Genomic DNA, 26,185 nt, shown 5'->3' with positions numbered 1-26,185 from the left:
CTTCAAGTTGTACGTTCATATGTGATGACTCCGTAGTCTAACTTGCGATAATTTCACCACGATTGCAGCGTTCGATGTAATCCTTGACTTGCTCTGCCGTTGGCATCGCATCCGAGCAGCTGTGGCTGGAGATGACGATACAAGCTGCTGCGCTTCCGAACTCCATGCTTGTTTCAATCGTCATTCCTGACATCATTCCATAAATAAAGCCGGCCGCGTAGGAATCTCCCGCCCCGAAGGTTTTGACGACTTGGGCCGGGTACGATTTCGCCCGATGCTCCAAACCGTCCGTTGTATAGGCGATAGAACCTTCTTTACCATGCTTAATGATGACGATTTTTGCGAAATGGTTGAACCATTTGGAAGCAGTGAACCGGTCGCTGTTTTCCGCGTTTTGCTCGAACCGCTCCATGCTGTCAAACTCTTCACGTGTTCCAATGATAATGTCGCTTTTTTCAGCTGCCAGGTTGTAATAGACAGCCGTTTCTTCGGGTGTCACCCAGGTATAAGGACGGAAATCGATATCAAAAATAACGGTTGTACCATGCTTGCGGGCGTAATCCAACGCCAGAAACACGGCTTCGCGTGAAGGACTTGCCGCCAGCGCCGTGCCGGAAACGAGCAGCGCTTTACTGTTCGCGATGATCGACTCGCTCACTTCCAGCGGATTCAGCAGCAAATCGGCAGCGTTATCCCGGTACATGAGAATGCTGCATTCCGATGGGCTTTTGATCTCGGTAAACGCCAGGCCGGTAACGGCCCCTGTCTTGTCTGTTACGACATTGCTTGTGTCGATCCCCTCATTGTCGAGGTAGCTCCGGATAAATCTGCCCATCTGATCGTCCGCGATTTTGCCGATGAATGCTGTTTTGTTGCCCAGCCGGCTCATCCCGATTGCAATATTCGCCGGTGAACCGCCTACATATTTCGTAAACGTCATAGTCTGCTCCATCGGACGATTGATTTCATTCGCATTGAGATCGATACATAGACGGCCAATCGCTGTAAAATCGAACTTCCTATCGGAAGGAAAAGAAATGGCAGCCAACTTACGCACTCTCCTTCTCACCAATTAAAGAGCTAAGGTATTCAATAGCTTTTTCCGCATATTCGCGTGCCGGATGCTCACCTGGATCCTGCTCGCCCTCCAGTAATGCCCAGCCGTCGTATTTACGAGCTAGAAGCTCATTTAAGATAGGACGAAAATCGATATTCCCGTCACCCGGAACGGTGAACACGCCGTTGCGGATGCAAGTAACAAAATCGGCACCGGATGCTTTCGCTTCTTCAAGCCGATTTACACGTACATCCTTCAGGTGAATATAAGCGACCCGGTTATAATGCTTGCGAAGCAGCTCCGCTGGTTCCGCTCCGCCGTACAACGCATGGCCTGAATCAAACAGCAGAAAAACGGATTCCGGATCTGTTAATGCCATCAGCTTGTCGATTTCCTCCGGGCTTTCAATCACAGTCCCGCCATGATGGTGATACGTCAGCTTAAGCCCGTATTCCAGCGCGATTTTTCCGGCAGCATTCAAGCCTTCGGCCAGGCTCTCCCAGCCGGCTTCATCCAGACGGATCACTTCGGTCTCGTTCGGCGTTCGCCGGGGATCGAAATGCAGCGATCCGCCCACTTCGCAGGTACTGATGACCTTGCTTCCCATCTGCTGTAAAAACCCGGCATGCTTACGGAAAGCTTCCAGCTCCGATACCCGGTAAGCGGGATCGGAGAACAGCACTGACTTCCATTGGGAAACAAGCTGAATATTTCGTTTCGAAAGCTCTTTCTTAAGCAGCTCGATATCGTTCGGAAACTTTCTGCCCATCTCCGTCCCAGTCAAACCGAGTGCTTGAATGTCATCCAAAATTTGCTCGCAGGTCGTATGCTCGCCATGCTCCTTTACGTCCTCCCCGACCCAGTTGATCGGATGAATGCCTAATTGAAAAGGAAACAACGCCATCTATAACTCCTCCTAATAAGGTTTGGCCTGTGCCAGCTTGTTGTTCATTTCTTGATGCGCCGAAACGACCTTTGCGCTCTCCGACACGGCTGGAACGCCGACATTCCACCACGACTCGTATCCGCCTGTATTCGTACCGGCCAAAACGGGAATTTCGATTAGCGTTGAGCGCGTCTCTTCCTTAGCTTGCTTAAGCGCTTGGCGAAGCTCCTCCGCATTAGACGCTTTGTACGCGGCAAGCCCCAGACTGCGGGCATGTCCCGCAAAGTCAATGGGCAATGGCCTGCCGGTATAGTGGCCGGTCTCAGACTCGCGATAGCGGAATTCGTTGCCAAAGCCGTCGCTGCCATGTCCGCGCTGCAGATTATGAATGCATTGGTAACCGTGGTTATCGAACAGCAACACTGTCAGTTTCTTTCCTTCCTGCAAGCTCGTCACCAGCTCAGAGTGAAGCATCAAATAACTACCGTCTCCTACGAGGGCATAAACTTCACGGTCTTGTTCCGCCAGCGCTGCGCCGAACGCACCGCTCACCTCGTAACCCATGCAGGAAAATCCGTATTCCATATGGTATCCGCCTGGCGAACCAACCCGCCACAACCGTTGAAGATCACCCGGCAGGCTGCCTGCAGCGCAGACGATTACGGCATCTTCGTCTATCGTTTCATTAATTACACCAAGTGCCCGCGTTTGAGCAAAGCCATCTTCCCGTTCCAGCATATACAGCCGGTCTATTTCAGCATTCCACTCCGCATTGACGCCAGCAATCTCCCCGTCCTTATAGGCAGATGCATATCCCGCTTCCGCTAGCCCTTCGGTAAGCAGGCGGATCACTTCCTTCGCATCTCCGGCCAATGCCGTTCCTTCCAGCTTTGCCGCGTCCATACGATTGATGTTGATATTCAAAAATTGGACGTCCTGATGCGGGAACGCTGATTTGGAGGACGTCGTAAAGTCGGAATATCGCGTCCCTATACCTATAATCAGGTCTGCTTCTTTTGCCAGCGTGTTTGCAGCCAATCCTCCGGTTACGCCAATGCCCCCGACGTTTAACGGATGATTCCAAGGCAAGGAGCCCTTGCCCGCTTGCGTCTCGGCGACCGGAATGCCGAATTTTTCGGCGAAGGCGGCAAGCGTCTCCGTCGCGAAGGAATATTGCACGCCTCCGCCTGCTATGATTAAAGGTCTACGCTTCGAGGAAACGAGCCCGACCGCTCGTTTTATCGCATCAGTCGAAGGACGCAGGCGCTCCACGACATGTACCTTTTTCTCAAAGAACGATGTCGGGTAATCGTAAGCTTCCGCCTGCACATCCTGTGGCAGAGCAAGTGTCACTGTTCCAGTATCCGCCGGATCCGTTAACACCCGCATCGCTTGAAGAGCGGCACTCATCAATTGCTCCGGCCGCACGATGCGGTCCCAATATTTGCTCACTGGTTTAAAGCAGTCGGTTGCCGCAATCGTATAGTCATGTCCGGCTTCCAGTTGCTGCAATACCGGATCAGGCTGTCTGGATGCAAAGTTGTCTCCCGGGAGGAGCAACAGCGGAATGCGGTTAACCGTCGCCGTTCCGGCTGCAGTAACCATATTCAAAGCGCCTGGTCCGATTGAGGTCGTACATGCATAGATACTGGTGCGGTTCGTTTGCTTGGCATAAGCGGTCGCCGCGTGCGCCATTCCTTGTTCGTTTTTGCCTTGCACAAAAATCAGGCTGCCCGGGCTCCGTTCCAACGCTTCACCGATTCCCGTCACGTTGCCGTGGCCAAAAATCCCCATAACCCCTGCAACGAACTTTGATTCTACACCGTCAATGGAAATGTACTGGTTGTCTAAAAATTTCAGTAAGGCCTGTGACATTGTTAAACGGATTGTACTCATAGTATCCTCCTCGACTGACGTTAAGCGCTTTATTCTCTAATAAAAATATATAATATGATAATGCCATTAAAATAATTGGTGAAGCGCTTAACTACATCTTACAAATAAGTGCTAAGCAAATCAATCATTATTTTATGGATAAATTCTGAAGCAGCACAATTCGCAAAAAAGCAAAGAATCGCCGGAGGTTCAATTGATCGACTCGTAGAGCCCTTTCGGGGTAAGCTCAATGAACGACCGATAATGATTAGAACGCTCCGACGAAACCGTTTAGGGTATACTATTTAAGCAACGATTTATCCGACTACATCTTTTTTATTCGCACTCCCGTAAAAGAGCCTTTAATCGCACACCTGGATTGGCAAGTGCTGCCGGATCCGGATTCGCCCTCTTCTCGATCAGCATTTCTGCCAGCCTGATCTCTTTGGAAATCCCTCCGCCTGTACCCATACCGCTGGCTGCCGACAGTTGACCGTCAGCTGACAGGTGAAAGAACAATTTGTCTGATTCTCCCTGATCTCGTTCGATTAAAGAGACCGCGGCGTCTGCCAGCCCAGTCACCTGAAGCGTCATATCATACTGGTCAGACCAGAACCAATATCATTGTCGACCTCTAAGCCACAGGACTCCGCAAGCGACGTTTCCGGCACTGCGCCTATCCCTGAAGTAATCCGGCTGCCGTCAGCCAGAATGACCGCCACACCTTCTCCTTCAACTTCTACTTTTTACTCCCTCTTCCACGAACATTCGGATCGCTTGAACCGCTTCCTGGCATGTCATAACAGAGAAATGTAATCTGCTGTACGGATGGCCAGCGCCACGCGCAATCCGCTCAAGCTTCTCTTGTTAAGCAATGATCAATGCATTTTGTAGTGCTGCCGGTATTCGCTCGGCGTGACGCCGCAATATTTTTTGAAAACGCTGAAGAAGTGCCGAACGCTCTCGTATCCGACTTGCTCCGATATGCGGTGCATGGAATCCTCCGAATCGCCGAGTATCAATGCCTTAGCCTTCTTGATGCGGTAAAGGTGTAAATAATGGATCAGCGTAAGCCCCGTCTCCTTGCGAAAGAGCGAACTGATATAGTTCGGATGCAGGTATACATGCTCGGCAATTTGGTCCAGCGAAATATTTTCCGTATAATGCGTTTCGATATGGCGGATAATTTTTTTGACGTTTTTGGACATTTGATCGTAGTCGACGCCCGGGACCGATTCTTCCCAGTCCGAAGAAGTCCGGGAAAATACCTCCTCCTCGCCACCCAGCAGCTCAAGCGACAGATTCGACATTATGTCATAAAGCTCCGTCTTATTAATCGGCTTCAACAAATAATCGATCACTTTGCAGCGTATCGCTTGGTGCAGGTAGACGGGATCGTCGTATCCGGTCAAAATGATGAAGCGATTGCACAAGCCCCGCTCGCGCACTTTTCGAATCAGTTCCAGCCCATTCATCTCCGGCATCTGAATATCCGTAATAAGCAAATCGGGACGGTAGTTCTCCAGCTTCTCAAGCGCATCGATTCCATCGTGAGCGCTGACGATCTCCGAGCATGGCGTTTGCCCTTTCTCAATAATATTAATAAGCCCCTTTAGCATGAAGGGCTCGTCATCTACGATCATCAGGTTCAGCATGCTATAACCCTCCTTATCCGTTACGGCTGGTTGTTTCCGAAAGTCATCGTTTAGCTCAATCTGCAATTGCCAGCGTACGCGTTCCGCCGTTACTTCCTCCGCGCTCCACCACCAAAACGGCACCGGGCCGAAATCCGGATCCGGAGAAGCAAATCTCTCTCGCAGACGGTTGACATTCATGTAAGGTTCCTCCTAAATTTGTGCGGGAAATGGCCGAAATGCTTGAGCATTTCGGCCATGCCTGCGATCATCCCCTTTACGGCGACTGCCATCAATATACGATTAGAAATTTTTCTGATATTCCTTGTACTTCGCCGTAGCCCATTCTTCCAGCTTCGCGAGCCCAAGGCTTTCGGCCTTCTGCAGCAACGCTTCGTATTGAGCCCTCGCTTCTTCTTCGGACGCCGCCATATAGATTTTCAGCTCCTCGGTTGTGACCATGTTGCGAATTTGCGCTTCGATCGTTTGCTCTTCCGTATCCGGCTCTGTAGAGACGAGACCGAGAGCCGGGTTAAATTCGAGCGCCTCCCTGGCGGCCAGACCCCATTGCGTCATTTGAGAATCCGGGTTGTACCGCTGGAGCGCTTCGTTAACGCCGCTGCTGCCGATCAGCCCCCACCAAACGGCGCCCATTTGCGTTTGAATGTCAGTATTGTTGAAATCATATTTCATAACCGGATATTTCTCCGCGTCATTCCATTCCCAATCTTCGCCCTCGATGCCGTAAAGTCCGAGCTTTTGCCCTTCCTCGCTGTACATGTACTGCAGAAATTTGATCGCCGCTTCCGGATTTTTGTTGTTTTTCGTAATATACATGCCTGCCCAGCCGGAGCCGCCCATCGGAATACCTGCCTTGCCGCTCAGCAGCTTCGTCACCTGCATCATTTTGAACGGCTTTCCGAGCTCCTCCAATTGAGGATTGGTCATATCGGCGTTGCCGGCACCGTGGGCAAAGGCTTGTCCGTTCAATACGTATTGATCGTCCTGCTGCGCGTCCTTGAAGGTGAAGTTCTCGGCAAGCATGTAGCCTTCGCGGTACAGACGGTTCATGTACAGGTAGTAATCCAAATAATTCTCGTCTTTCAGGTAATAGCGCGCTGCGCCGTCGATGTCCACGAAGCCGTTGCTTTTCTTCAAGCCGAAGTTGATGCGCAGATTTTGGCCGATTTGATCTTTGTCCCAAACGAGCGGCACCATATCCGGGTACTTCGCTTTCACCGAGGCCAGTATCGAAATGAGATCCTCCAAGTTGTTCAGCTCCGGGTTGCCCAGCTCCTCCATAATGTCTTGACGTAACGTCATGCCGTTCGCGCCCGGCAGCGCTTTCGGATTATCAATCCATTCCTGCTCCGTGGAGAATGCATTGCGTATCGTATAGAAGTTGCCGTCAGGCATTGTGTTGACGCCGATGCGCTCTTGGCTGATTTTGAAATCCGGCACATACTTCTCGATTAATTCGCCGAGCGGATAGGAAACATCGGGATCGGCCATGCGCGTCAGATCGGTAGCCGTGTACACCAAATCAGGCAGGTCGCCTGAAGCGATCAGAAGCGGAAGCTGCTTATCGTCGGCTGCAACCTGGATGTTCAGCTTAACGCCCGTTTTCTTTGTAATTTCTTCCGGTATTTTGCCGCTCCAGTCCTTCAGAGGCCACCATGACATATTAACGAATAAGTCCAGCTCTACGATTTCTTGTTCGGTGGAATCATCGACAGGCTTTACGTCGTTTTCAGTTCCTGAGCTGGCAGCGTTAGTCGCTTGGCCCCCTTGTTTACCGTTATTGCTCGCCGAGCAGGCTGTCAGCAACAGCATCAATGCAAGCGCTAACAACCATGTCGATTTCATCACCTTGATCATTGAAATTGCCTCCTTTTGTTGTTGCTGCATCTCATTCATGCGAAAACGGAAAACGGAATATAACGCGCTTGAAATTTCGGTTATTTCCGTGCTCCACCAGCGTAATATGCAAGGTGCCGGCAACTCTGCCGTTTAACCCTTTACAGAGCCGATCATAATCCCTTGCACGAAATACTTTTGCAAAAAAGGATACACGAGAAGAATCGGTATGACCGCAATCACCATCGCCGTAACCTGTATCGAGAATGTCGTTACGCCTGTAATGGCCGCAGCCCGCTCCGCAGATGCGAGGTCAGTCGGAATCATGCCTTGATTGATAACCTCCATCATCCGGTAGGTTAACGTGCGAAGCGAGTCTTTGTTGACGAAGTAAGCCGAATCCATCCATGAATTCCATTGGCCTACGCCTATGAACAATCCCATTGCCGCAATGAGCGGTTTAGAGACCGGCAGGATCATTTTGAAGAAAATGGTTAAATCCGATGCCCCGTCGATTCGCGCCGACTCCTCCATCTCCGCCGGTATTTCGCGGAAGAACGAGACCGCAATGATCAAGAAGAAGATCGTCACCGCGCCGGGAACAATATAGACCGCAAACGAATTGAGCAATCCTAAGCTGCGCAATACGACGTAATAAGGGATAAGTCCGCCTGACATGTACATGGCAACGATAAAAAACGAAAAGTAAAATTTGTGAAACACCAGATTGCGATACGCCAGACCGTATGCCGTCAAGCATGTAAAAAAGATCGTGACAGCCGCGCCTACAGCCGTCCTCAGCCCTGAGACGCCAAAGGCCATCAGCCACTTCGGATCGCTCAGAAACTTCGCGTAATTGTTAAGCGTAAAGTCTCTTGGCCAAAAATAGATGCCGCCGAGCGACGTGTCAAGTCCGTTATTGAACGAAACAATAATCAGATAAAAAAAGGGGTACATCGTAACGAGCGCAATGATGACAAGCAAGCTGATATTTAACGTATCCACGATGCGGTCCTCGACGGTTCTGCGATGCATAAGCGACTCCTTTCCGCTGCTAGAACAAGCTGTTTTTCGTTATTTTTTTGGATAAATAATTGCTTCCGAATACGAGAATGATCGCGATGATCGATTGAAGCAGATCGATTGCCGTCGCGTACGCGTATCTCCCTTGGGCCAAGCCCATCTTAAAGGCGTACGTTTGCAAAATCTCGGATCGTTCGCTGTTCATCGCGTTGCCGAGCAAGTACGATTGCTCGAAGTTGGATCCCACAAGACCCCCGCCAAGCAGGCTTCCGACAGCCAGTATGAGAACGACGACGATCGTGCCGCGGATGCCCGGCAGCGTAATATGCCAGATGCGGCGCAGGCGGCCCGCCCCGTCCATCTCCGCCGCGTCATACAGCGAAGGATTGAGACCGCTGATCGCCGCGAGGAATATAATCGCCCACCAGCCCGCCTCCTTCCACATCGCAGTCGTAACGGCCAGTCCCCAAAAGTAGTTCGGACTCGACAGGAAAGGAAGCGATTTTTCGGTAAGGCCCAACCCCTTCAGTAAATCGTTTACAATTCCGGAGTTTGTGGATAAGAAGATAACGAGCAAGCCGGAAACGACGACCCACGAAATAAAATGCGGAAAGTAGCTGACGGTCTGCGCGAAACGCTTAAAGAGCTGATGCCGGACTTCGTTGAACATGATGGCCAATAAAATTGGCATCGGGAAGGTGAAGAGCAGCTTCAATAGGCTGATTGCCAGCGTATTCGTTACAATGAGATTAAAATTGTAAGCGCTAACAAATTCCTTAAAATATTTGAGCCCTACCCATTCGCTCGTAAAAATCCCTTTAATGCCGCTCGAGATGGAATAATCCTCGAATGCCATCAGTATGCCGAACATCGGTAAGTAATGGAACACGAAGACGATCAGCATTCCCGTTAAAATGAACATATGAGCATATTTCTGCTTTACAATTTCACGCCAGATCGATCGTTTTACCGCAGGGAGCCGCTTCGTCTCCTCTAATGCGTTTATTTCCGTTAGCTGCTCCAAACTATGTTCACTCCTCCCTCTTCTCCTTGGGTAAAATTGTATAGTAGATGGCTTAGCCTGGATAGTGTTGAAAACTTAAAAAACAGCGATCGATTTTAAGAACTTTGAAAGCGCAACCATTTTGTGAGTTATCCGAATATTCCATCTTCCAGCGCTGAAGCCGGCAGACAGAGAGACTCCCGCAAAAAGAGAGTCCCATTCTATCAATCTCTTCCTTTTAATCTTTACTATGTCTTCTCTCCGGCATCGCAAGCTTCAACGTAAATGCTGCGCCTTCTCCTTCACGGCTATCGATAAGCAATCGCGTCTGTCCGCCGTAGAATGCGCGAATCCGCTCGTTGACATTGTACAAGCCATAACCGGAATTTTCGCTTTGCAGATCCTGCCGATCCCGCTCGTTGCCGAGCACGTCTCGAATCAAGACCAGACGATCTTGCGGGATGCCCGGTCCATTGTCGGCGATCACGATTAGAAGCTCTCTGTTTTCCCGTTTGATGACGATATCGATTACCCCGGGCTTGCGGCTGCGCCCGATGCCGTGCTGGATGCAGTTTTCCACGAGCGGCTGCAAGATGAATCGCGGACAGCGAAAATCGTCGATGTTCGTCATGACCTGAATGGAGAAGCTTAGACGGTCCAGCATGCGCAGCTTATGCATCTCCAAATAGTGCCGAACATTATCGATTTCGTGCCGCAGCTCCGTCTCATTTTCGCCGGCATTCAGCGTATAGCGAAGCAGCCGGCCGAACGTATAGGTCGCGTCGACCACTTCCTGGTCGTTATTGATCTCGGCCAGCATGCGGATCGATTCGAGCGTATTGTATAGAAAATGAGGTTTGATCTGCGCTTGCAGCACCAGATAGTCCGCTTCCTTCTTCATAAGCTCGGCTTTATGCACCGTATTGAGCAGCTCGTCGATGCGGCTCACAAGCGAATTGTAGGAACGCGTCAGAAAGTCGATTTCGTCGTTGGATTTCCCGACCTTATAATAGGTAAGCTTGCTTTCGTCCACATGCCGCATATGCTTTGCCAAACCAAGAATCCGGCGAACGAGGGACGAGGCCGTCGCGTAATAGATCCCCGTTAGCACAACCAGCGATACTAGCAGCGTGAGCCCGAGCACAATGACCTTCGTCCGGATATCCACGAATACTTCGTCCATCTGACTGAAGAAGTAGAACGTAGTGGACAGCTCGGGGACCGACAACGAGTTCACGAGCATCCTCTGCTTGCGCAAGTATGCGTAGCCTTGTTCGCTTTCATCGGCCATAGCCAGCAAAGCTTCCGTCTGCTCGTCGTCCAGCAGGTTCCCTTCGTTCCGGTACACGGTCTCGCCGTCTTGCACGATTAGCATTTGCATATTCCGATTGACGTCGACCGCCTTCAGAAAATTGTGCAGCAATGAATCGTTTGTATTAATCTCCAGCACGGCCAACGGTTTCGTATAGCTGTTGTTATACACATATTGATAATAGCTCAAGCTTGGAAGCGCCGAGGTTTCGGCTCCTCTATGGCGCAGCCATACGCCTTCGTCTACGTTGACTTCGCTAAGCAGAGCCAGCGGTTTCCCGTCCATTTGATTCAAGTCCTCGAGCTCGCCCTTGACCGAATGGACTTTGGGAAGCGTTTTGTACAGTTTAATAGATGAGATCCCGTTATCGCGCGATTGCGCGTAAATAAACAGCGGACGAATGTCTTTGAGATAGTTGTACACATGCTGCAGCTCCGTACGATAATAGCCGCTGAGATATTCGATTAGCTGCTGATTGTTCAGGAGCAGGGCATGAAGCGATTCCACCTGATTCAAACTCGAACGGAACCCTTCGCCGGCTTGAACGACCAGCTTCTGCTTTCCTTCCGAATACTCCGACATGACGTCCATATAAAACTGATTGTACAAGTAGCCGCCGAACACAATAATCGGCAAAAGCACGAGCAGCAAGTAACCTAGCGCCATTTTCTGGACGATCCTCATATTCTTCATTGCAACAGCCTTCCTTCGCAGCGGGCAGCTTCGTTTTGAAGCGGTTCCATTATTGTTGCAACCATTATACGAGCGAACTTCGGCAGCAGACAATATGTGTTTCGATAGATTATGCTGCTTCGCTATGGCCGACGGCCTTCGCTTTTGCCGTCTTCTCCTCTTATGTTTGGAGTGAATTCTATCCTTTTATAAGCTACTTACCATCAAAAATTTCGCAAATGCTCTGCTTCACTTCATCTGATATCCCTTCCGCCCCTGTTCTTAACCGTCTGAGGAGGGACGCCGTAATGCTTCTTGAACTGATGGGAGAAAGTATACGGATCGCTGTATCCTAGCCCCTCGGCCGCCTGGGCCACAGACATACCGTATTCCACCAGTGATCTATAGGCCTTGTCCATCTGAACGGACAGATGATATTCCTTGGGCGAATAGCCCACCTCGGCCCTGAACATCTTCTGCAAGTATCTGACCGACACGCCTACCTGATCGGCAATTTCCTGCATGTTGATCTTCTTGTCCGCATGAGCCTCGATATATTGTTTGGCTAATTGAGCTTTGGTGGCCGACTTCATCTTGGCAATATTCGTCCCTGAAAGGAGCAAATAGAGCTCATTTATCAACTGGTGCACATAAACCGCCGTCATCTGCTTGATTTCCGGTTCGTAATCCCCGTGATAGATCGAGTGAAGCTTGTCGGAAATTGCTTCAAAGTAGGGATAATCGCAGCCCGCTTTTCCAACCCGGATAGAGGCAAACCTGTAGCTTCCATGCAGCCGGATCGAATGCTTTACAGGTACAAGATGAATAATTTCCTTTAGTCCTTGAATAGCGGATTCATTCATCAACAGCAATCGACAACCCCTTTCATTTGTTCGCATTATAATATGATTATCTCCTAATATAGCATGTTATTTAGCAACTTAATTGAATAATATAAGAGTTGTAACACACAAAATTAGTGCGTAATTTCGATGTTCCGGGGAGTGGACAAGGGATGAAAACGATAATGATCATGTTTGATTCGTTAATCGGCTGATGATGCCTAACTACGGCTGCGACTGGGTAAAAGCGCCCAATTTCCGAAGGCTGTCCGAAAAATCGGTCACCTTCGATACGGCCTACATTGGCAGCATGGCTTGTATGCCGGCCAGAAGAGAGCTTCATACAAGCAGGCATAATTTTCTGCATCGAAGCTGGGGACCGATTGAACCGTTCGATGATTCCATGCCGGAGCTATTAAAGACGAATGGAGTTTATACCCATTTAGTGACCGATCGAAACGGAGAACGGTATCGACGCCGAGCTGGCGCTTCGGCATGTAGACCCCGATCTAATTCTTTGCGACATTCGCATGCCCGGCATGGACGGGCTCACCTTCCTTGAGCAAATCCATAAGGATCACGGCAAGCGGATGCTGTTTGTATTCATATCGGGTTATTCATTTCGATTATGCCCGCAAGGCACTTCGCTGGGGCGCCTTCGACTACTTAACTAAGCCGCTGGACGACGCGGAGTTCCGTGCTTGTCTGGATAAAGTACGCGAGCAGCTGCAGCTTCATGACCAACAGGCGAAGGATGAAGAAGCCGCCGCTCCGGCCGCTCCGCAAACCGTGCTGCAGGTCAGCATTCAGTGGGTAACCGACAATCTGGAGGAGGCTTCGCTCGAGCGCGCCGCCGAAATCGCGAACATGCATCCCGTCTCATTCAGCCGCAAGTTCCGCGCCGAAACCGGACAAACGTTCATCCATTTCATTACAGAGCAGCGCATGGAACAGGCCAAGCGGCTTCTGCGAAATCCGGTGCTGAAGGTGCATGAGATTGGTCGCATGGTCGTCTACTTGGACAATCGCCACTTCTCCGAAACGTTCAAGCGCCATGTCGGCCTAAGGCCCTCGGAATATCGTGACCTATAAGGGCTCTTCGCGATACCTGCGCCGATATTCCGACGGCGACATCGCAAAGTATTTGGTAAACGCTCGCGAGAAGGTGTACAAATTCGGATACCCTAAAGAAAACGCGACTTCCGTAATAGAGGCCTCCTCACCGATCAGCAGCTCCTTGGCGCGGTTCATCCGTACCTTGTAGATGTATTCGGCCGGAGGCATGCCGAACGTATTGGTAAATTTGGTGGAGAAATATGTTCGGTTATGACCCGCCATTCGCGCCACCTGCTGCACGGTAATGCCCTCCGCGGCGTGACGCTCCATGTACTCCGCCCATAATCGGACCGAACCGGCGGGCTCCGTCGCTTCCGGCTCGCCGTGCTGCCTGATTAATAAGGCAAAAAGCAGATACAAACGGCCCCTCAAATCCAAATGTCCGTAGACCGTCATGAACTGCCGTTCGCGAAGCATTTTATAAATTTCGTTCAGCCCCTCTTCGACCTGATCACTCCAACCGCCGCGCACAATCGGATGCTGCGGGTGGAAGCCGGACAATTTCAGCATCAATTCCGCTTCCGAACCGTCGACCGCAAGCCAGCACAGCTTAAGAGGATCCGCGTCCTCCTCTTTCGGTCGGTAATAAGTGTAAGCAACGTTCGGATACAGACAGAACAAATCCCCTGCCTCGAGACGCAGGCGCTGATCCTTGAATTCGAGAACCAAGCTCCCCTGACGAACAAAATGTATACTGATGCATTCAATCCTTTTGGGTCCCGAACGGTAGTTGTATTTAGCGTCGCTGATTCCGCCACGTACGATCCGTATCGGATTTTCTTTATCTGAAATGGGTGAAGTCGCATACAAATATTCCGCATATTCATACTCATACTCTTTCATGCTGCCGGTTTCCATCCATATCCCCTCCTTAAAACGAACAAATCGTTAAAATCATCATACACGAAGCTATTCATCTGCGATACCTGCAAGCTTATAATGGGTGAAAAAGGAGGCGAGCGAATGAACAAACCGAATATTTTGCTCATTACAAGCGACCAGCAGCACTGGAACACGATCGGAGCCTTTAATAAAGAAATTCATACGCCTAATTTAGACCGTCTCGTCAAGGAAGGCACGACTTTCAACCGCGCCTACTGCCCGAATCCAACCTGCACGCCTAGCCGCGCCTCGATGATTACGGGCATGTACCCGAGTCAGCATGGCGCATGGACGCTTGGAACGAAACTGCTTGAAGACCGACACACGGTAGGTGAGGACTTTCAACAAGCCGGTTACCGAACGTCGCTAGTCGGCAAAGCCCATTTCCAGCCGCTGCGGTCTGCCGAGGGATACCCTTCGTTGGAATCCTATCCGGTATTACAGGATCTGGATTTCTGGCGCAGCTTCAACGGTCCTTTCTACGGCTTTGAGCATATCGAGATTACGCGCAACCATACGAACGAAGCCCATGTCGGGCAGCATTACGCGCTATGGATGGAAGAAAAGGGGTGCAGCAACTGGCGCGACTATTTCCTTCCACCGACAGGTAACATGGACCGCTCCATCACTTACAAATGGCCGATACCCGAGGAGTACCACTACAACACCTGGATTGCCGAGCGGACAAACGATCAGCTGGAGCAATATGCGAAGAAGGGTGAAAGCTTCTTCCACTGGGCCAGCTTCTTCGATCCGCATCCGGAATATTTGGTGCCGGAGCCTTGGGATTCGATGTACGATCCGGATCTTCTGACCATTCCGTCGATCGTACCGGGCGAGCATGACCAGAACCCGCCGCACTTCGGCATGACCCAGGAGGAAAACCCTGACTTTTCGGCTTGGAGCGAAACCGGAGAAGGTATCCACGGCTACCGCTCGCACCATTACTACGAGTACGGGGAACGCAAAAGGCTGACCGATTACGACAAGAAAAAGCTTGTCGGCGTTTATTACGGCATGGTCAGCATGATGGACAAATATATCGGACGCATTCTCGACAAGCTGGACGAGCTGGACATAGCCGACAACACGATTGTTGTGTTCACGACAGACCACGGCCATTTCTTCGGCCAGCATGGCTTGCAGGCGAAGGGCGGCTTCCACTACGAGGATTTGCTCAAACTGCCGTTCATCGTGCGTTATCCGGGACAGGTTCCGGCGAACAGCACGTCGGAGGCGATTCAATCACTTGTCGATTTGGCGCCAACTTTCTTGTCGTTCTGCGACCTTCCGATTCCAAGCGCCATGACCGGCGTCGACCAAAAGGACGTGTGGCGCGGAACGAAGTTCAGCGCCCGCGACCATGCGATCTGCGAATTCCGTCACGAGCCGACGACGATTCATCAGAAAACGTACGTCGATGCGAGATACAAAATAACGGTGTACTACAACCAAACGTACGGAGAGCTGTTCGATCTGCAGGAGGACCCGAAGGAGCTCCGTAATTTATGGAACGACCCGGCCAGCGCAGGCCTGAAATCCCAGCTTCTGCTCAAGTACATTTGGGCCGAGCTTGGCAAGGAATCGCTGGCAATGCCGCGTATTACCGGCGCTTAAATAAAGAGGCAAAATAAAGAGAGCTTGATTGCGCTCTCTTTATTTTGCCTCAAATTGTTTCGGAAATGGGTGTACTTCTCCACCATTGGGAAAGATGCGTATTTCTTCGCCCACTCCCTTGAGATTTCTTACGTTTATCACAGTCTCAGAAGTATCCCGGCTATCCGTTCAACCGCACGTACGCTTTCGTTTCATTGGACCGAATCACCGCGTCGAGCACTTCCTGATTACGATACGCACGCAAAATGTTGCGGCCCGCGTCCTGGAGAAACCGTGCTTCGCAATCGGTTGCTTCAGAAGAGCGGGGAGAAACAAAAAGTCGTATCCCTTGCCGATTGTCAGTGACTCCAGGTATTTCCGCCTTGCTAACGGCAAGCCTTCCTTCATGTATTCGGCCATCTTGTTCCATTCCGTCAGCTGCCTCGACTCCCGAGTGATGTCAGCGATGCATCGGCTGACAACTTCGAGCAGCTGGTCTTCATAAATCGGCTTCAGCAAATAATCGTATGCGCCGTATTTAACCGCTTTCTGGGCATATTCGAAATCTCGATAAGCGCTAATGATGATGACGCGTGTGGAAATGTCCAAACGTTCCAATTCGGCGAGCAGCGTGATTCCATCCATTTGGGGCATTTGAATGTCTGCCATTACGATGTCCGGGCGCACACGCTGGATCAACTCAAGCGCGCCGACGCCATCCTCCGCCTCGCCGGCCAGTTCAATGCCAATGGTTTCCCAATCTACGACCGTTCTGAAAACGAGATCCGGTTCTGCGAGAGTATGTGCTTTAACCTGATCGATAATCTGATGGATACAGTCTAACGTTTGTTGGTACCAATACTGTTTTATATGAACGTATCACATCTGAGAGTCGGTAAAAAATTAAACTTTAAGCGTAGGTGATTGTGAGATATTAAGAACGTTTAACGCAGGAGGAGTCTGCATGAAATTATTTTCAATCGTGGCGTCCGAAAACATCCGCTTCATCTTCTCGATTGCTGGTTAAGAGACCAAGGAGCGCTCCCTCGTTAACCGGAAAAAGAAGCGCTCCCGATCCGATTGACCGCAGCCAGCAAACAGATTAAACTCATTTTCACCAAAATCTGTCCTAAAATTAACCATGTATGAATTTATTCTTGTCCTCAACCTTCTCTTACAGTCCGAACCAGTGCGATAATATCCGTCACGAGGCCCGCTCCCGGTCGCAACAAGATCTCGTATTTTCGCTGTGCATACGTTGCGTATACATGCTGGCAAAGCTATGATAGATATAGGAAACGGAGGTTACCCCATGATCTTTCCTCCCATACGCATGGACCATATGGACGTGAAGATCCCTTTCGGCGATCTTATGTTGAACATCCTTTACGTACGCTTCGGCTATTTCTATTGTTCGATGCAGGAGCATGTGCATAGCAATAAAAGCTACGAGATGCATTTCATTCCGCAAGGGCAAGGCACCTTGGTCGCAAACGGCAAGCGTTATCCGATATCGGCTAACACCCTATTCATGACCGGTCCAGATGTGGCCCACGAGCAGATTACAAATCCTGAAGACCCTATGGCCGAATATTGCATTTGCTTCGAAGTAATTGGAAACATCGCCAGCATGGCGGACAAGACCGCGAAGGGCCAAGACCTCGCCCACCTGGCGGGAATATTAACCCGGACGCCTTTTTGGATCGGACAAGATACCCAGCAAATGCTGCCGTTATTCGAGCAGCTTGCGCATGAAACTAAATATCAATATATAGGGTATTATTCGATCATAGCCGGGATCATTGAGCAGATCATTATTAAGCTGGTCCGTAATTATACCAGCAATCAGCCTTCGATTCATCCCGTAAACCTAAAAACACTCGACGATAACCGGCTTGTGATTATCGAGAGCAGTTTTCTAGGTGATTACGCATCGATTACGCTTCATTCGCTAGCTGATAAGCTTGGTCTCAGCGTGAGGCAGACGGAACGAACGTTACAAAGCCACTACGGGGTCTCTTTTACGAAGAAGCGGCAGCAGGCTAGAATGAGTGCAGCAGCTTATTTTCTAGTAACAACCCAGATGTCCGTAAGTCGTATTGCAGAGCAAACAGGTTTTAAGACGCTTGAACACTTCAATCAAACTTTTAAAAAGCATTACGGTATAACCCCAACTGCATATAGGGATCATCAAAACCCTTCATAATCATCATCTATAGGCTGTGTTGGCCGAATGCCCGCCCTATACTCCCCGGGTGTCTGGCCAACATATTTGCGGAATACTTTATAAAACGTGCGGCGGTTTTCGAAGCCTACGCAAGCTGCGATCTTCTCGAGAGTGACTTGGTTTTTGCCAGCAAGCAATTCTTTTGCTTTGTCAATGCGGCATTGATTAATATAGTGCACAAATGAATTGCCCGTCTCCTTCTTAAATAATTGGCCGGTGTAAGCCGGATGTAGATTTAAATAAGCCGCGGCGTCAGAAAGCGAAATATCTTTCATAAAGTTATTGTGAATGTAGTCCTTTAGCATTTTAACATGCTCGCTAGTGGAATCTTGCTCTTCACCCGGTTCCTGCCCGCTAATGGTTGCTGCAAGGGTATGCTGCTGTTCAATAATCTCAAGTGCCATACGCTTCAATAGTGCAATGAGCTGCCTCTCGTCAATCGGCTTCAGCAAATATTCCGCAACTTGTAAACGTATAGCATCCTGCGCGTATTGAAAAACGTCATAGCCCGAAAGAATGATGAAGCGCGTAACATGATTAGCTTTTGCATGGCGAATAAAAGTGAGCCCGTCCATATCGGGCATCTGGATGTCGGTAATAATTAAATCCGGACGAAAATAAGCCAACTTATCCATCGCTTCTGTTCCGTCGCAAGCTGTTACAATTCTTGTAAATGCCGTATTCGCTTGCTCGACCATATCTCGTATCCCCGACAGAATAATAGGCTCGTCATCTACAATCATCAGTCTGAGCATGGCCATTTTCCTCCAACATCAGTTTAAGTGAGCATTTCGTCCATTCACCAGCCTTGCTTTCGATAGACATTCCAGATTCTTGGCCGAAATAGGCTTTGACTCTTTCCGTAACATTGTTAAGCCCTATACCTGTACCTTTATGAGTTAAAGCTGCAGCCGCTTCTCCATCTATCATTCTTCTCAACAGCAAGAGATGATCCTGTTCAAGGCCTTTCCCGTTGTCCCATACCTCAATGACCGCGCAACCTTTGCCTTGCTTCAACCTGACGACGATTTCTTTTCCGCCTTTTTTGCCGGACACTCCATGGAGCAAAGCATTTTCCACAAGCGGCTGCAAAATAAATCTCGGACATCGAATCGTTAACAGACGATCATCCGACTCGAATGCAAACCTCAAATCCTGCATCCGGATTTGGTGAATCGCGATATACGAGCGGATATGTTCCACCTCTTCCATCAGTGTCGTATCGTTATTTTTGGATAAGCTGTACCTCAGAAGATTTCCTAGTGAAAAGGCCATCTCCGCAACCTTATGATCCCGATTAGACCTGGCCAGCATTCGCATCGTTTCTAATGTATTATACAGAAAATGGGGCTGAATTTGCGCTTGAAGCATTTTAAAATCCGCTTCCTTCTTCAGTAGTTCCACCTTCTGGACACGGTTGACCAGTTCATCAATTCGGCCGATCATCGCGTTATAGTTCGAAATAAGGAATCCGATCTCATCCTTGCCGGGTTTGCCGGCATAGGGGTTGCCGAGAAAATCCTGTCCGACCCTTCTCATGTGCCGGGACAATAACAAGATCCGTTTCGTCAATGACGATAAAAGTACATAATAAAAAACAGACAGTACAATGAGCAATGAAGCTCCCGCTCCTGCCCACCACAGCTTCGTCCACATCGATTGAAATAAGATGTCCTGCCGGTTCACCTCAACGATGGTTAGATCAAGACGCGGAGCCTGCACTGAATTCACCAACAGATTTCCGTGGTCTGCCCTGAACAACTTCTCTTTCCCTTGCATAACAGTCGATTGAATATCCACTAGCTGCCCGGAGCTTAGCAGCCTGTCCCTAACTTTGTAGACAATTGCACCTTCAGAGTCGATCATTAAAATCGTATTATTCGGATGCATGGCGCTAAGCGCTTGAATAAACTCCTCGATGATTGCTGGTTTCACCATCATTTGGAGGATTCCGAGCTCGCTGCTATACGTATCGCTGTAAAGCTTGTGGTAATAGGTCAGAGAGGGACCGGACGCCGAGTCGAACGATTTCTTCCACAATCCTTTGGCAGGACGGAGCTTTGCCATCTCCTCTGTGCTTAGTACGCCGTTAAGCTCCGAATAATCCCCAAACTCAGGTACGGCAAGCAGGCGCTTCTCGGTTTTCGTGTACGCAATAATTTGTTTAACCATCGGCTCGCCGAGAGCTGCGAAGGAGAAAGCGGGACTAATTTCTTTCAAAAACGAATAAATAAGCTCTCGATCATCCGCATAATCGCCGCGCAAAAATTCAATTAACGCGGTATTGTTCTGGTAAATGGAATACAACGATTCGATTTTAGCCATGCCTTCTTCGAGGTTTGCAACCTGCTGCTCCATATTTTGCTGATTGGTTAGTTGATACTGCGTCATTAATCGTTCATGCAGTTGATAATAAATAAATAACGCAAAGGCAAGAAACGGGAGCACGACGAGAAAAAGATAGCCGATGATCATTTTGGTTCCGATGCGCACGTACTGTCACTCCCTTGACGAATAGGTATAAAATTGAAGGAGCTCATAGGAAAGCAGCCCTCAAACGGGATTGCTTCTCCTATGAGCTTAAAAGGCAGTCTCTACTTCGTTAAAGCATCATACTTTTCTTTTAACGGACCGTATTGCTCGGTCGCCCATGACTCCAGCTTAACCATGCCAATTTTTTCTGCTTTCTCCAGCATGTCCGCATAAGCTTTCAAAGCTTCCTCCTCCGTCGGAGCCAAATACACCTTCGTTATCTCGGTCTTTACCATATTGTCGATGTTAGTCCGAATGATCTGCTCGGGTGAATCGGTATCCGGATTAATCATCCCGATTGCCGGGTTAAAAGTCGTAATTCTAGAGTAGGCCTCCCCTTGGCGCGTCGTCTCCGATCCGCTTTTATAAGAACCGAGAGCCATACCGACGCCGGTTTCCGTCGGCACACCCCACCAATAAACGCCTTTCTGCTTTAGAACTTCCAGATCCTGAACATTATAATTGAACTCCGGATATCCCGCTTCATTCCACGTCCAGTCTTTCCCCTCTATTCCCCATTCCGCTAGCCGCCAGCCTTCCTCCGAATACAAATACTCCAGGAACTTAACCGTCGCCTCCACGTCCTTGTTATCCTTTGTCACATAAACGCCGAGTCCGCCAGTTCCCGTACTGATGACAGATGCCTTATCGCCGAGCGGTTCTGCCAGCTGCACGAACTCAAGGCCGCTGTCCTTTCCACTTGCGTTCAATCGATCCGCGCCTGAATACGTCCATGTATAAGCAAAACCCTTGCCGGACAACATCATTTGCTCAGTTTCCGATTCATTTTTGTAGGCAAAATTCTCGGATGTAACAAAACCGTTGCGATACAAGCTGTTCATATAGAGCATTGAATCGCGAGTGTCATCCTGCCTGAGGTAATATTCGATTTTGCCGTCCTTGTCGACAAAACCTCCCGCAGCGCCGAATTGAGTATCAAAGTATGGGCGCTGCCAGTTTGGGTTCAAAATAAGCGGCACCATATCGGGATGCTTCTCCTTCACTGCGGCGAACACGTTATCAAGTTCCTCAAGCGTCTTGATTGACGGGTTTCCCAGCTCCTCCAAAATGTCCTTTCGCATCGTAAGTCCCGGCACCATCATGTGGGCGTAAGGATTCGCCTTCCACTCCGCTTCGGAAGAGAAATCATTTCGGATTGCGTAATAATTGCCGTCGCTCACGGTGTTGACTAGCTCTTTGACCGGGTCAAACTTCACGTTTGGTGCATATTTCGGAAAGATTTCATTATAGGGCAAGCTCAAATTGCCGTCCGACATCAGCTTGAAGTTAAAGGAAACGACAATGTCGGGCAAATCTCCCGAGGCGACCATCAATGCGAGCTGTTTATCGTCGGTAGCCACTGTCACCTTTGGCTTGACGCCGGTCGCCTTCGTAATCGCTTCCGGTATTTCGCCCGTCCAGTCCTGGAATGGATACCAGCTGGCATCCACGAACATCGACAGCTCAACAGGAGCCTTGGAGCCGTTGCTGCTCCCATTCCCTGCTGCGCTATCCTCTCCGCTATTGGCCGAGCCGTTGTTGGCAGGCGCATTGCCGCCGCTGCATGCCGACAGAACCAACGATAATGCCGCGACCAGAATAATAAGCAATCTAGAGCTTTTGTTCATTTTTATTCCCCCACGATATTTATTATTTTAAGGATGCCGGCTGATTTCCACCGGACAACCCAAAAATCGGAATCAAAAACATATCAACCTTTGACCGAACCGAGCATCATGCCGGATACAAAATATTTTTGCAAAAACGGATAAACACCAAGGATCGGGACTATGGAAACAACCATGGCCGTCGCCTGAATGGAAAAGGGCGTAACACTGGACCTGGACATCGCTGCCGACTGGGCTTCGCCCGACGGAACCATCGACTGATTAATCACTTGCATCATGCGGTAGGTTAGCGTTCTCAGTCCTTCCTCTTGGACGAAATAAGCGGAATCGAGCCATGCGTTCCATTGCCCGGAGCCAATGAACAAACTCATCGTCGCCAGAAGCGGCATGGAGACAGGTAAAATGATTTTTACGAAAATGCGAACCTCCGAGGCTCCGTCAATCCTTGCCGATTCACCCAGCTCCTCAGGAATGTCAGTGAAGAACGTAATCGCAATCAATAGGAAAAACAAGTTAAGCATGCCAGGAATGACATAGACGCCGAACGTATTAATTAAGCCCAAGCTTTTCAGCACGACATAGAATGCAATGAGCCCACCGGAGAAATTCATCGCCACAACGACGATCATGAAGTAGCTTTTACGGAAGATCAAATCGCGCTTGGACAATCCATAGGCAACAATACCTGTGAACAGGACGCCAAGCACGGTACCTGTGATTGTTCGCAGTACCGAAACGCCGAATGAGCTGATCCACTTGGGATCCTCAAGAAAATATAAATAGTTACCAAGTGTGAACTGCCGCGGCCACAAATACATGCCGCCGGCCGCGGTGTCGGTACCCGCGTTAAACGTAATCAATAGAATATAATAGAAAGGATAGAGCGTCGCGAAGACAACGATAAAAAGAATAACGGAAATAATCGCGTCCAGTATTCGGTCTTCGGTCGTTTTTTTACGGCGCATGATGGTTTCTCACTCTCCTGTTTCTTATGATGCTAGAACAACCCGGTTCCCGAAACGCGCTTCGCAATGGCGTTGCTAGTGAAGATCAAGAAAACGGAGATGACAGATTGCATGAGATCAATGGCAGTCGCAAAGGAGAAACGTCCTTGCGCTAAGCCAATTGTAAACGCATAGGTCTGAATGATCTGCGATGTTTCGCTGTTTAAGGCATTCCCCAGCAGCATGGACTGCTCAAAGTTCGATCCGACCAGCCCGCCGCCCAGCATGCTTCCGATCGTCAAAATCAACACGACGATGCTTGCGCCCTTCAGCCCTGGCAGCGTGATGTGGTAAATACGCCTGAGCCGGCTTGCACCGTCCATCTCCGCCGCCTCGTACAGGGAAGGATCGATACCGGCAAGCGCCGCCAGGAAAATAATCGTCCACCACCCTGCTTCCTTCCAGATCGCAGTCGTTACCGCGAGCCCCCAGAACGAGTCCGGATCTGTCAATAGATTGAGAGGCTCCTTGATCAGGTTCAAAGACAACAGCAGATCGTTAAAGATACCAAACCCTGATGAAAAAAAAGCATACGAGATGCCGGTTACGACAACCCAAGAGATGAAATGAGGCAAATAACTGACGGTTTGGACAAACCGCTTTAGGAACATGTGTCTCACTTCGCTAAGCAGGATGGCGAACAAAATTGGTATCGGGTACGAAAAAACAATTTTCAATAGGCTCAAAACGAGCGTATTGCGTACCAGCATCGGGAAGTTATAATCGTTGATCAGTTCTTTGAAGTGCGCCAGCCCTGCCCAAGAGCTGGTAAATATGCCGTCGATGCCGGTCGAGATTTTATAATTTTTAAATGCAATAATGATCCCGAACATCGGAATGTAACTGAAAACCAGCAGAAACGCGAGTCCGGCCCATACAAACAGCTGGAAGGGAAGCTGTTTTTGAAACCGCTTTATAAATAGATTGTTTTGAATAAATCCCACCTCATCTTTCGATCTTTTTAGATATGCTGCGTCTGCCGCCTTCCTAACTCACATTATAAAAGCGCATACAATTCGAAAAAACGGTTCATTTCGCAGGTTTTGGTGTCCTTTTTCAAGATGGTTCTACTTTATCTTTTTCAATTCAAAGAGCCCTTGCTGCCGGAATTCCAGAGCTGGGCTCTTTTAGAGATACGTATGACTTCACAAAGGTTTAAGTCAGATGAAATATAACGGTCTCTCTGGGATGGTTGGAAGGAAAGTTAAACCACATATTTTGAGAGCGTAATTTCCTTTTCTGTACATACGTGTATTTTGCATCACAGAAAACAAAATGGTTATCCCCCTAATCTGTTAGATGTGGTCTATAAACATAATCATATAAATACAAACGTCCGTATGCTATGTGTAAAGACGACTAATGAATAGTAATAGATGTCGTATTTTCGCAGAGAGAACGCTTAATCTTTAACACCTAGACCGCTTCAGCATAACGATGCTAACGGAGATTTTCTCTAGTACCCCGTTAAGTAAATAGTAGTTGAAACGAATTGGTTTTGATATCAGCTGTATTCATAAAAGGCCAACTGGAATTAAGATTTTGGACTGATCCGTTTTCAGATGGACCGATTAGTTTTATGATCTGCCTATATTTCGTCGTATCCTAGAACGTAACCGACGTTAAACCTGTATCGATGAATGTTGGATAATTTGTAATATACCCAACTTAATCCCTGATAAAAGTGAGTAAATCAGATCTTCAGCGATGCGAAAGGTGTAAGCTGCAGAAACGAATTTTAATATGATTTTTGGTTCATTTTTTGTTCTATTATCTGTAAGGTCGGACGGTTAAAATAAATTTGATACCGCTTTCTTAGGTGGTGAGTGAAAAACTACATTGAAGCCTGTTACATGTGTCGCTACCTAAGACAGGAGTATCTTTATGGTAAAGTCTACTTCAAAAATCGCGGTGCAAACTTTGCAGGTAGTAAGGTGATCCTGGCTTTCCGGAAACGATCGGCTTGAGCCAAACTTTTCAAACCCTCGGACTTTCAAAAGCGGCCAACACTTTAATTCCTACCCATCGCATCCTTCAGTATCTCGTTATCGGATGGCTAATCGGCTGAGAACGTCGCTTTCGTTTTAAATCGCTCGTAATGATGTTCGTCCGCTAGTATTGCCGACGTTACTTACGAATAACCCGCAAGAGCATGTGGATTCGCTTGCAAGCACGATTTCTGGTCTGAACGATCCGAATTTGATCGCCGCCATTCATTATTACGGCTTCTGGCCGTTCAGCGTAAACTTTGCGGGTTTCCCGAAGCTTGAAGATCGTTAGCCGGATTCGTTTCGGGGATGAAAGAGTCCTGCCTTGCGCCCGTGCGTAGGGCAGGACTCCCTTCTTACTTCCAAAAAATATCCAATAACGAAAGGAAAAGCAACATGAATCCAAGACGCCAAAAGATTTTGTTTCAAGGCGATTCCATTACCGATGGCAACCGTGACCGCAACGAGGATCCGAACCACATTTTGGGGCACGGCTACGCATTTACCATTGCCAGCAAGCTCGGCTTCGAACTGGCCTCCTACCGGCCGCATTTCATCAACAGAGGCGTAAGCGGTAATCGGGTAGCGGATTTGTACGCCCGCTGGGACGAGGACGCAATTAACTTGAACCCGGATCTGATCAGTATCATGATCGGAGTCAATGATGTTTGGAGGAATATAACAGGTCAATCGGGCGACCGTTTCGAGAGAGCGTACCGGCATTTGCTTGCGGAAACGAAGGATATGTTGCCTTCCGCGGGGTTGGTGTTATGCGAGCCGTTTATATTGAAAGCCGGGGTCACTGAGGAAAAATGGGAGGAGTGGCGAAAAAGGATCGATGACTACAGCCGTATTGTTCGCCAGTTGGCCGAGGATTACGATGCGGTATTCGTTCCCTTGCAGGATGCGTTCGACAAGGTCTCATCCGGCATGGATGCCGCCTATTGGATATGGGACGGCGTTCATCCGACGGCTGTCGGCCATAAACTCATTGCCCTCGAATGGCTGTCCGTCGTCCAGAACAGTCCCTTGGCTATTCGTTGAAGCAGGG

The 26,185-nt window shown here is 49.2% G+C and carries 23 protein-coding genes and 1 pseudogene; 7 read left to right on the top strand and 17 right to left on the bottom strand.

The annotated features are described in order from the left end of the window. Positions 1 to 37: 37 nt before the first annotated feature. The 10 genes and pseudogenes from iolC to KP806_RS00140 form a co-directional block, all read right to left on the bottom strand. Positions 38 to 1,048, bottom strand: coding sequence for a 5-dehydro-2-deoxygluconokinase (iolC, locus tag KP806_RS00185; RefSeq protein ID WP_224721544.1), 1,011 nt, complete (start codon positions 1,046 to 1,048; stop codon positions 38 to 40). Between the two features lies 1 nt (position 1,049). Continuing rightward, a complete protein-coding gene (gene iolE / locus KP806_RS00180; RefSeq protein WP_224721543.1) occupies positions 1,050 to 1,961 on the bottom strand; it encodes a myo-inosose-2 dehydratase in 912 nt (303 codons plus the stop codon). A 12-nt stretch (positions 1,962 to 1,973) separates the two neighbouring features. Then, a complete protein-coding gene (gene iolD, locus KP806_RS00175) occupies positions 1,974 to 3,839 on the bottom strand; it encodes a 3D-(3,5/4)-trihydroxycyclohexane-1,2-dione acylhydrolase (decyclizing) (RefSeq protein WP_224721542.1) in 1,866 nt (621 codons plus the stop codon). A 315-nt stretch (positions 3,840 to 4,154) separates the two neighbouring features. Further along, a pseudogene (locus KP806_RS00170) lies at positions 4,155 to 4,424 on the bottom strand (oxidoreductase C-terminal domain-containing protein); the annotation flags it as partial. 272 nt (positions 4,425 to 4,696) lie between these two features. Next, positions 4,697 to 5,653, bottom strand: a complete 957-nt coding sequence (locus KP806_RS00165) for a response regulator transcription factor (RefSeq protein ID WP_224721540.1) — start codon at positions 5,651 to 5,653, stop codon at positions 4,697 to 4,699. 102 nt (positions 5,654 to 5,755) lie between these two features. After that, a complete protein-coding gene (locus KP806_RS00160; protein ID WP_224721539.1) occupies positions 5,756 to 7,330 on the bottom strand; it encodes an extracellular solute-binding protein in 1,575 nt (524 codons plus the stop codon). Positions 7,331 to 7,462: 132 nt separating this feature from the next. Next, complete coding sequence (locus KP806_RS00155) at positions 7,463 to 8,344, bottom strand: carbohydrate ABC transporter permease (RefSeq protein WP_224721538.1); 882 nt, start codon at positions 8,342 to 8,344, stop codon at positions 7,463 to 7,465. Between the two features lie 19 nt (positions 8,345 to 8,363). Continuing rightward, positions 8,364 to 9,356, bottom strand: a complete 993-nt coding sequence (locus KP806_RS00150) for an ABC transporter permease (RefSeq protein WP_224721537.1) — start codon at positions 9,354 to 9,356, stop codon at positions 8,364 to 8,366. Positions 9,357 to 9,573: 217 nt separating this feature from the next. Next, positions 9,574 to 11,340, bottom strand: coding sequence for a sensor histidine kinase (locus tag KP806_RS00145; protein ID WP_224721536.1), 1,767 nt, complete (start codon positions 11,338 to 11,340; stop codon positions 9,574 to 9,576). Between the two features lie 233 nt (positions 11,341 to 11,573). Continuing rightward, positions 11,574 to 12,182: a helix-turn-helix transcriptional regulator gene (locus tag KP806_RS00140; protein WP_224722391.1), complete on the bottom strand. Its 609-nt coding sequence runs from the start codon at positions 12,180 to 12,182 to the stop codon at positions 11,574 to 11,576. A gap of 193 nt (positions 12,183 to 12,375) precedes the next feature. On the opposite strand from KP806_RS00140, the gene KP806_RS00135 reads away from it, so the two are divergent. From KP806_RS00135 to KP806_RS00125, 3 genes are read left to right on the top strand one after another with little or no spacing between them, the layout of a single operon-like run. Further along, on the top strand, positions 12,376 to 12,723 hold the full coding sequence (locus KP806_RS00135) for a sulfatase-like hydrolase/transferase (protein ID WP_318153453.1): 348 nt from the start codon (positions 12,376 to 12,378) through the stop codon (positions 12,721 to 12,723). After that, positions 12,632 to 12,835, top strand: a complete 204-nt coding sequence (locus tag KP806_RS27900; RefSeq protein ID WP_397376349.1) for a response regulator — start codon at positions 12,632 to 12,634, stop codon at positions 12,833 to 12,835. Before KP806_RS00135 ends, KP806_RS27900 begins: the two co-directional genes overlap by 92 nt. Further along, entirely contained in the window at positions 12,759 to 13,253 is a 495-nt protein-coding gene (locus KP806_RS00125) for a response regulator transcription factor (protein ID WP_224721535.1), read from the top strand. The genes KP806_RS27900 and KP806_RS00125 overlap by 77 nt, the downstream gene beginning before the upstream one ends. Here KP806_RS00125 and KP806_RS00120 read toward each other — a convergent pair. Further along, positions 13,248 to 14,135, bottom strand: coding sequence for an AraC family transcriptional regulator (locus tag KP806_RS00120; RefSeq protein ID WP_224721534.1), 888 nt, complete (start codon positions 14,133 to 14,135; stop codon positions 13,248 to 13,250). The genes KP806_RS00125 and KP806_RS00120 overlap by 6 nt on opposite strands. Positions 14,136 to 14,240: 105 nt before the next feature. Between KP806_RS00120 and KP806_RS00115 the strand changes: the two genes are divergently transcribed. Further along, on the top strand, positions 14,241 to 15,776 hold the full coding sequence (locus KP806_RS00115; RefSeq protein ID WP_224721533.1) for a sulfatase family protein: 1,536 nt from the start codon (positions 14,241 to 14,243) through the stop codon (positions 15,774 to 15,776). A 204-nt stretch (positions 15,777 to 15,980) separates the two neighbouring features. Here the strand turns inward: KP806_RS00115 and KP806_RS00110 are convergent, their stop codons facing one another. Next, positions 15,981 to 16,493 (bottom strand): response regulator, encoded by a 513-nt coding sequence (locus tag KP806_RS00110; RefSeq protein WP_224722389.1) that lies wholly within the window; start codon positions 16,491 to 16,493, stop codon positions 15,981 to 15,983. A gap of 574 nt (positions 16,494 to 17,067) precedes the next feature. On the opposite strand from KP806_RS00110, the gene KP806_RS00105 reads away from it, so the two are divergent. After that, positions 17,068 to 17,961, top strand: coding sequence for a helix-turn-helix domain-containing protein (locus KP806_RS00105; RefSeq protein WP_224721532.1), 894 nt, complete (start codon positions 17,068 to 17,070; stop codon positions 17,959 to 17,961). Here KP806_RS00105 and KP806_RS00100 read toward each other — a convergent pair. The 5 genes from KP806_RS00100 to KP806_RS00080 all read right to left on the bottom strand — a co-directional run bounded on the left by KP806_RS00100 (position 17,946) and on the right by KP806_RS00080 (position 24,090). Continuing rightward, on the bottom strand, positions 17,946 to 18,737 hold the full coding sequence (locus KP806_RS00100) for a response regulator transcription factor (RefSeq protein ID WP_224721531.1): 792 nt from the start codon (positions 18,735 to 18,737) through the stop codon (positions 17,946 to 17,948). The two genes, KP806_RS00105 and KP806_RS00100, sit on opposite strands and share 16 nt — an antisense overlap. Beyond that, entirely contained in the window at positions 18,712 to 20,475 is a 1,764-nt protein-coding gene (locus KP806_RS27730; RefSeq protein ID WP_224721530.1) for a sensor histidine kinase, read from the bottom strand. Before KP806_RS27730 ends, KP806_RS00100 begins: the two co-directional genes overlap by 26 nt. 101 nt (positions 20,476 to 20,576) lie before the next feature. Further along, a complete protein-coding gene (locus KP806_RS00090) occupies positions 20,577 to 22,142 on the bottom strand; it encodes an extracellular solute-binding protein (protein WP_224721529.1) in 1,566 nt (521 codons plus the stop codon). Positions 22,143 to 22,225: 83 nt separating this feature from the next. Then, positions 22,226 to 23,107 carry a carbohydrate ABC transporter permease gene (locus KP806_RS00085; RefSeq protein ID WP_224721528.1) on the bottom strand — a complete coding sequence of 294 codons (882 nt, stop codon included), beginning with the start codon at positions 23,105 to 23,107 and terminating at the stop codon, positions 22,226 to 22,228. A 32-nt stretch (positions 23,108 to 23,139) separates the two neighbouring features. Then, positions 23,140 to 24,090, bottom strand: a complete 951-nt coding sequence (locus tag KP806_RS00080) for an ABC transporter permease (protein ID WP_224721527.1) — start codon at positions 24,088 to 24,090, stop codon at positions 23,140 to 23,142. Between the two features lie 1,174 nt (positions 24,091 to 25,264). On the opposite strand from KP806_RS00080, the gene KP806_RS00075 reads away from it, so the two are divergent. Both KP806_RS00075 and KP806_RS00070 read left to right on the top strand, forming a co-directional pair. Next, positions 25,265 to 25,426 carry a hypothetical protein gene (locus KP806_RS00075; protein ID WP_224721526.1) on the top strand — a complete coding sequence of 54 codons (162 nt, stop codon included), beginning with the start codon at positions 25,265 to 25,267 and terminating at the stop codon, positions 25,424 to 25,426. A gap of 104 nt (positions 25,427 to 25,530) precedes the next feature. Then, positions 25,531 to 26,178 carry an SGNH/GDSL hydrolase family protein gene (locus tag KP806_RS00070; protein WP_224721525.1) on the top strand — a complete coding sequence of 216 codons (648 nt, stop codon included), beginning with the start codon at positions 25,531 to 25,533 and terminating at the stop codon, positions 26,176 to 26,178. Positions 26,179 to 26,185: the final 7 nt, after the last annotated feature.

The organism is Paenibacillus vietnamensis (genome assembly GCF_020169515.1).
GTDB lineage: Bacteria > Bacillota > Bacilli > Paenibacillales > Paenibacillaceae > Pristimantibacillus > Pristimantibacillus vietnamensis.
Note: the sequence above shows the minus strand (reverse complement) of the source record. Positions and strands in the feature narration are given on the sequence as shown.

Coding starts and splice junctions, on each gene's coding strand:
- KP806_RS00100 (WP_224721531.1), bottom strand. CDS start 18,737: ATGCTCAGACTGATGATTGTAGATGACGAGCCTATTATTCTGTCGGGG.
- KP806_RS00140 (WP_224722391.1), bottom strand. CDS start 12,182: ATGAATGAATCCGCTATTCAAGGACTAAAGGAAATTATTCATCTTGTA.
- KP806_RS00120 (WP_224721534.1), bottom strand. CDS start 14,135: ATGGAAACCGGCAGCATGAAAGAGTATGAGTATGAATATGCGGAATAT.
- KP806_RS00155 (WP_224721538.1), bottom strand. CDS start 8,344: ATGCATCGCAGAACCGTCGAGGACCGCATCGTGGATACGTTAAATATC.
- KP806_RS00135 (WP_318153453.1), top strand. CDS start 12,376: ATGATGCCTAACTACGGCTGCGACTGGGTAAAAGCGCCCAATTTCCGA.
- iolD (WP_224721542.1), bottom strand. CDS start 3,839: ATGAGTACAATCCGTTTAACAATGTCACAGGCCTTACTGAAATTTTTA.
- KP806_RS00105 (WP_224721532.1), top strand. CDS start 17,068: ATGATCTTTCCTCCCATACGCATGGACCATATGGACGTGAAGATCCCT.
- KP806_RS00085 (WP_224721528.1), bottom strand. CDS start 23,107: ATGCGCCGTAAAAAAACGACCGAAGACCGAATACTGGACGCGATTATT.
- KP806_RS00165 (WP_224721540.1), bottom strand. CDS start 5,653: ATGAATGTCAACCGTCTGCGAGAGAGATTTGCTTCTCCGGATCCGGAT.
- KP806_RS00145 (WP_224721536.1), bottom strand. CDS start 11,340: ATGAAGAATATGAGGATCGTCCAGAAAATGGCGCTAGGTTACTTGCTG.
- KP806_RS00090 (WP_224721529.1), bottom strand. CDS start 22,142: ATGAACAAAAGCTCTAGATTGCTTATTATTCTGGTCGCGGCATTATCG.
- KP806_RS00070 (WP_224721525.1), top strand. CDS start 25,531: ATGAATCCAAGACGCCAAAAGATTTTGTTTCAAGGCGATTCCATTACC.
- iolE (WP_224721543.1), bottom strand. CDS start 1,961: ATGGCGTTGTTTCCTTTTCAATTAGGCATTCATCCGATCAACTGGGTC.
- KP806_RS00160 (WP_224721539.1), bottom strand. CDS start 7,330: ATGATCAAGGTGATGAAATCGACATGGTTGTTAGCGCTTGCATTGATG.
- KP806_RS00115 (WP_224721533.1), top strand. CDS start 14,241: ATGAACAAACCGAATATTTTGCTCATTACAAGCGACCAGCAGCACTGG.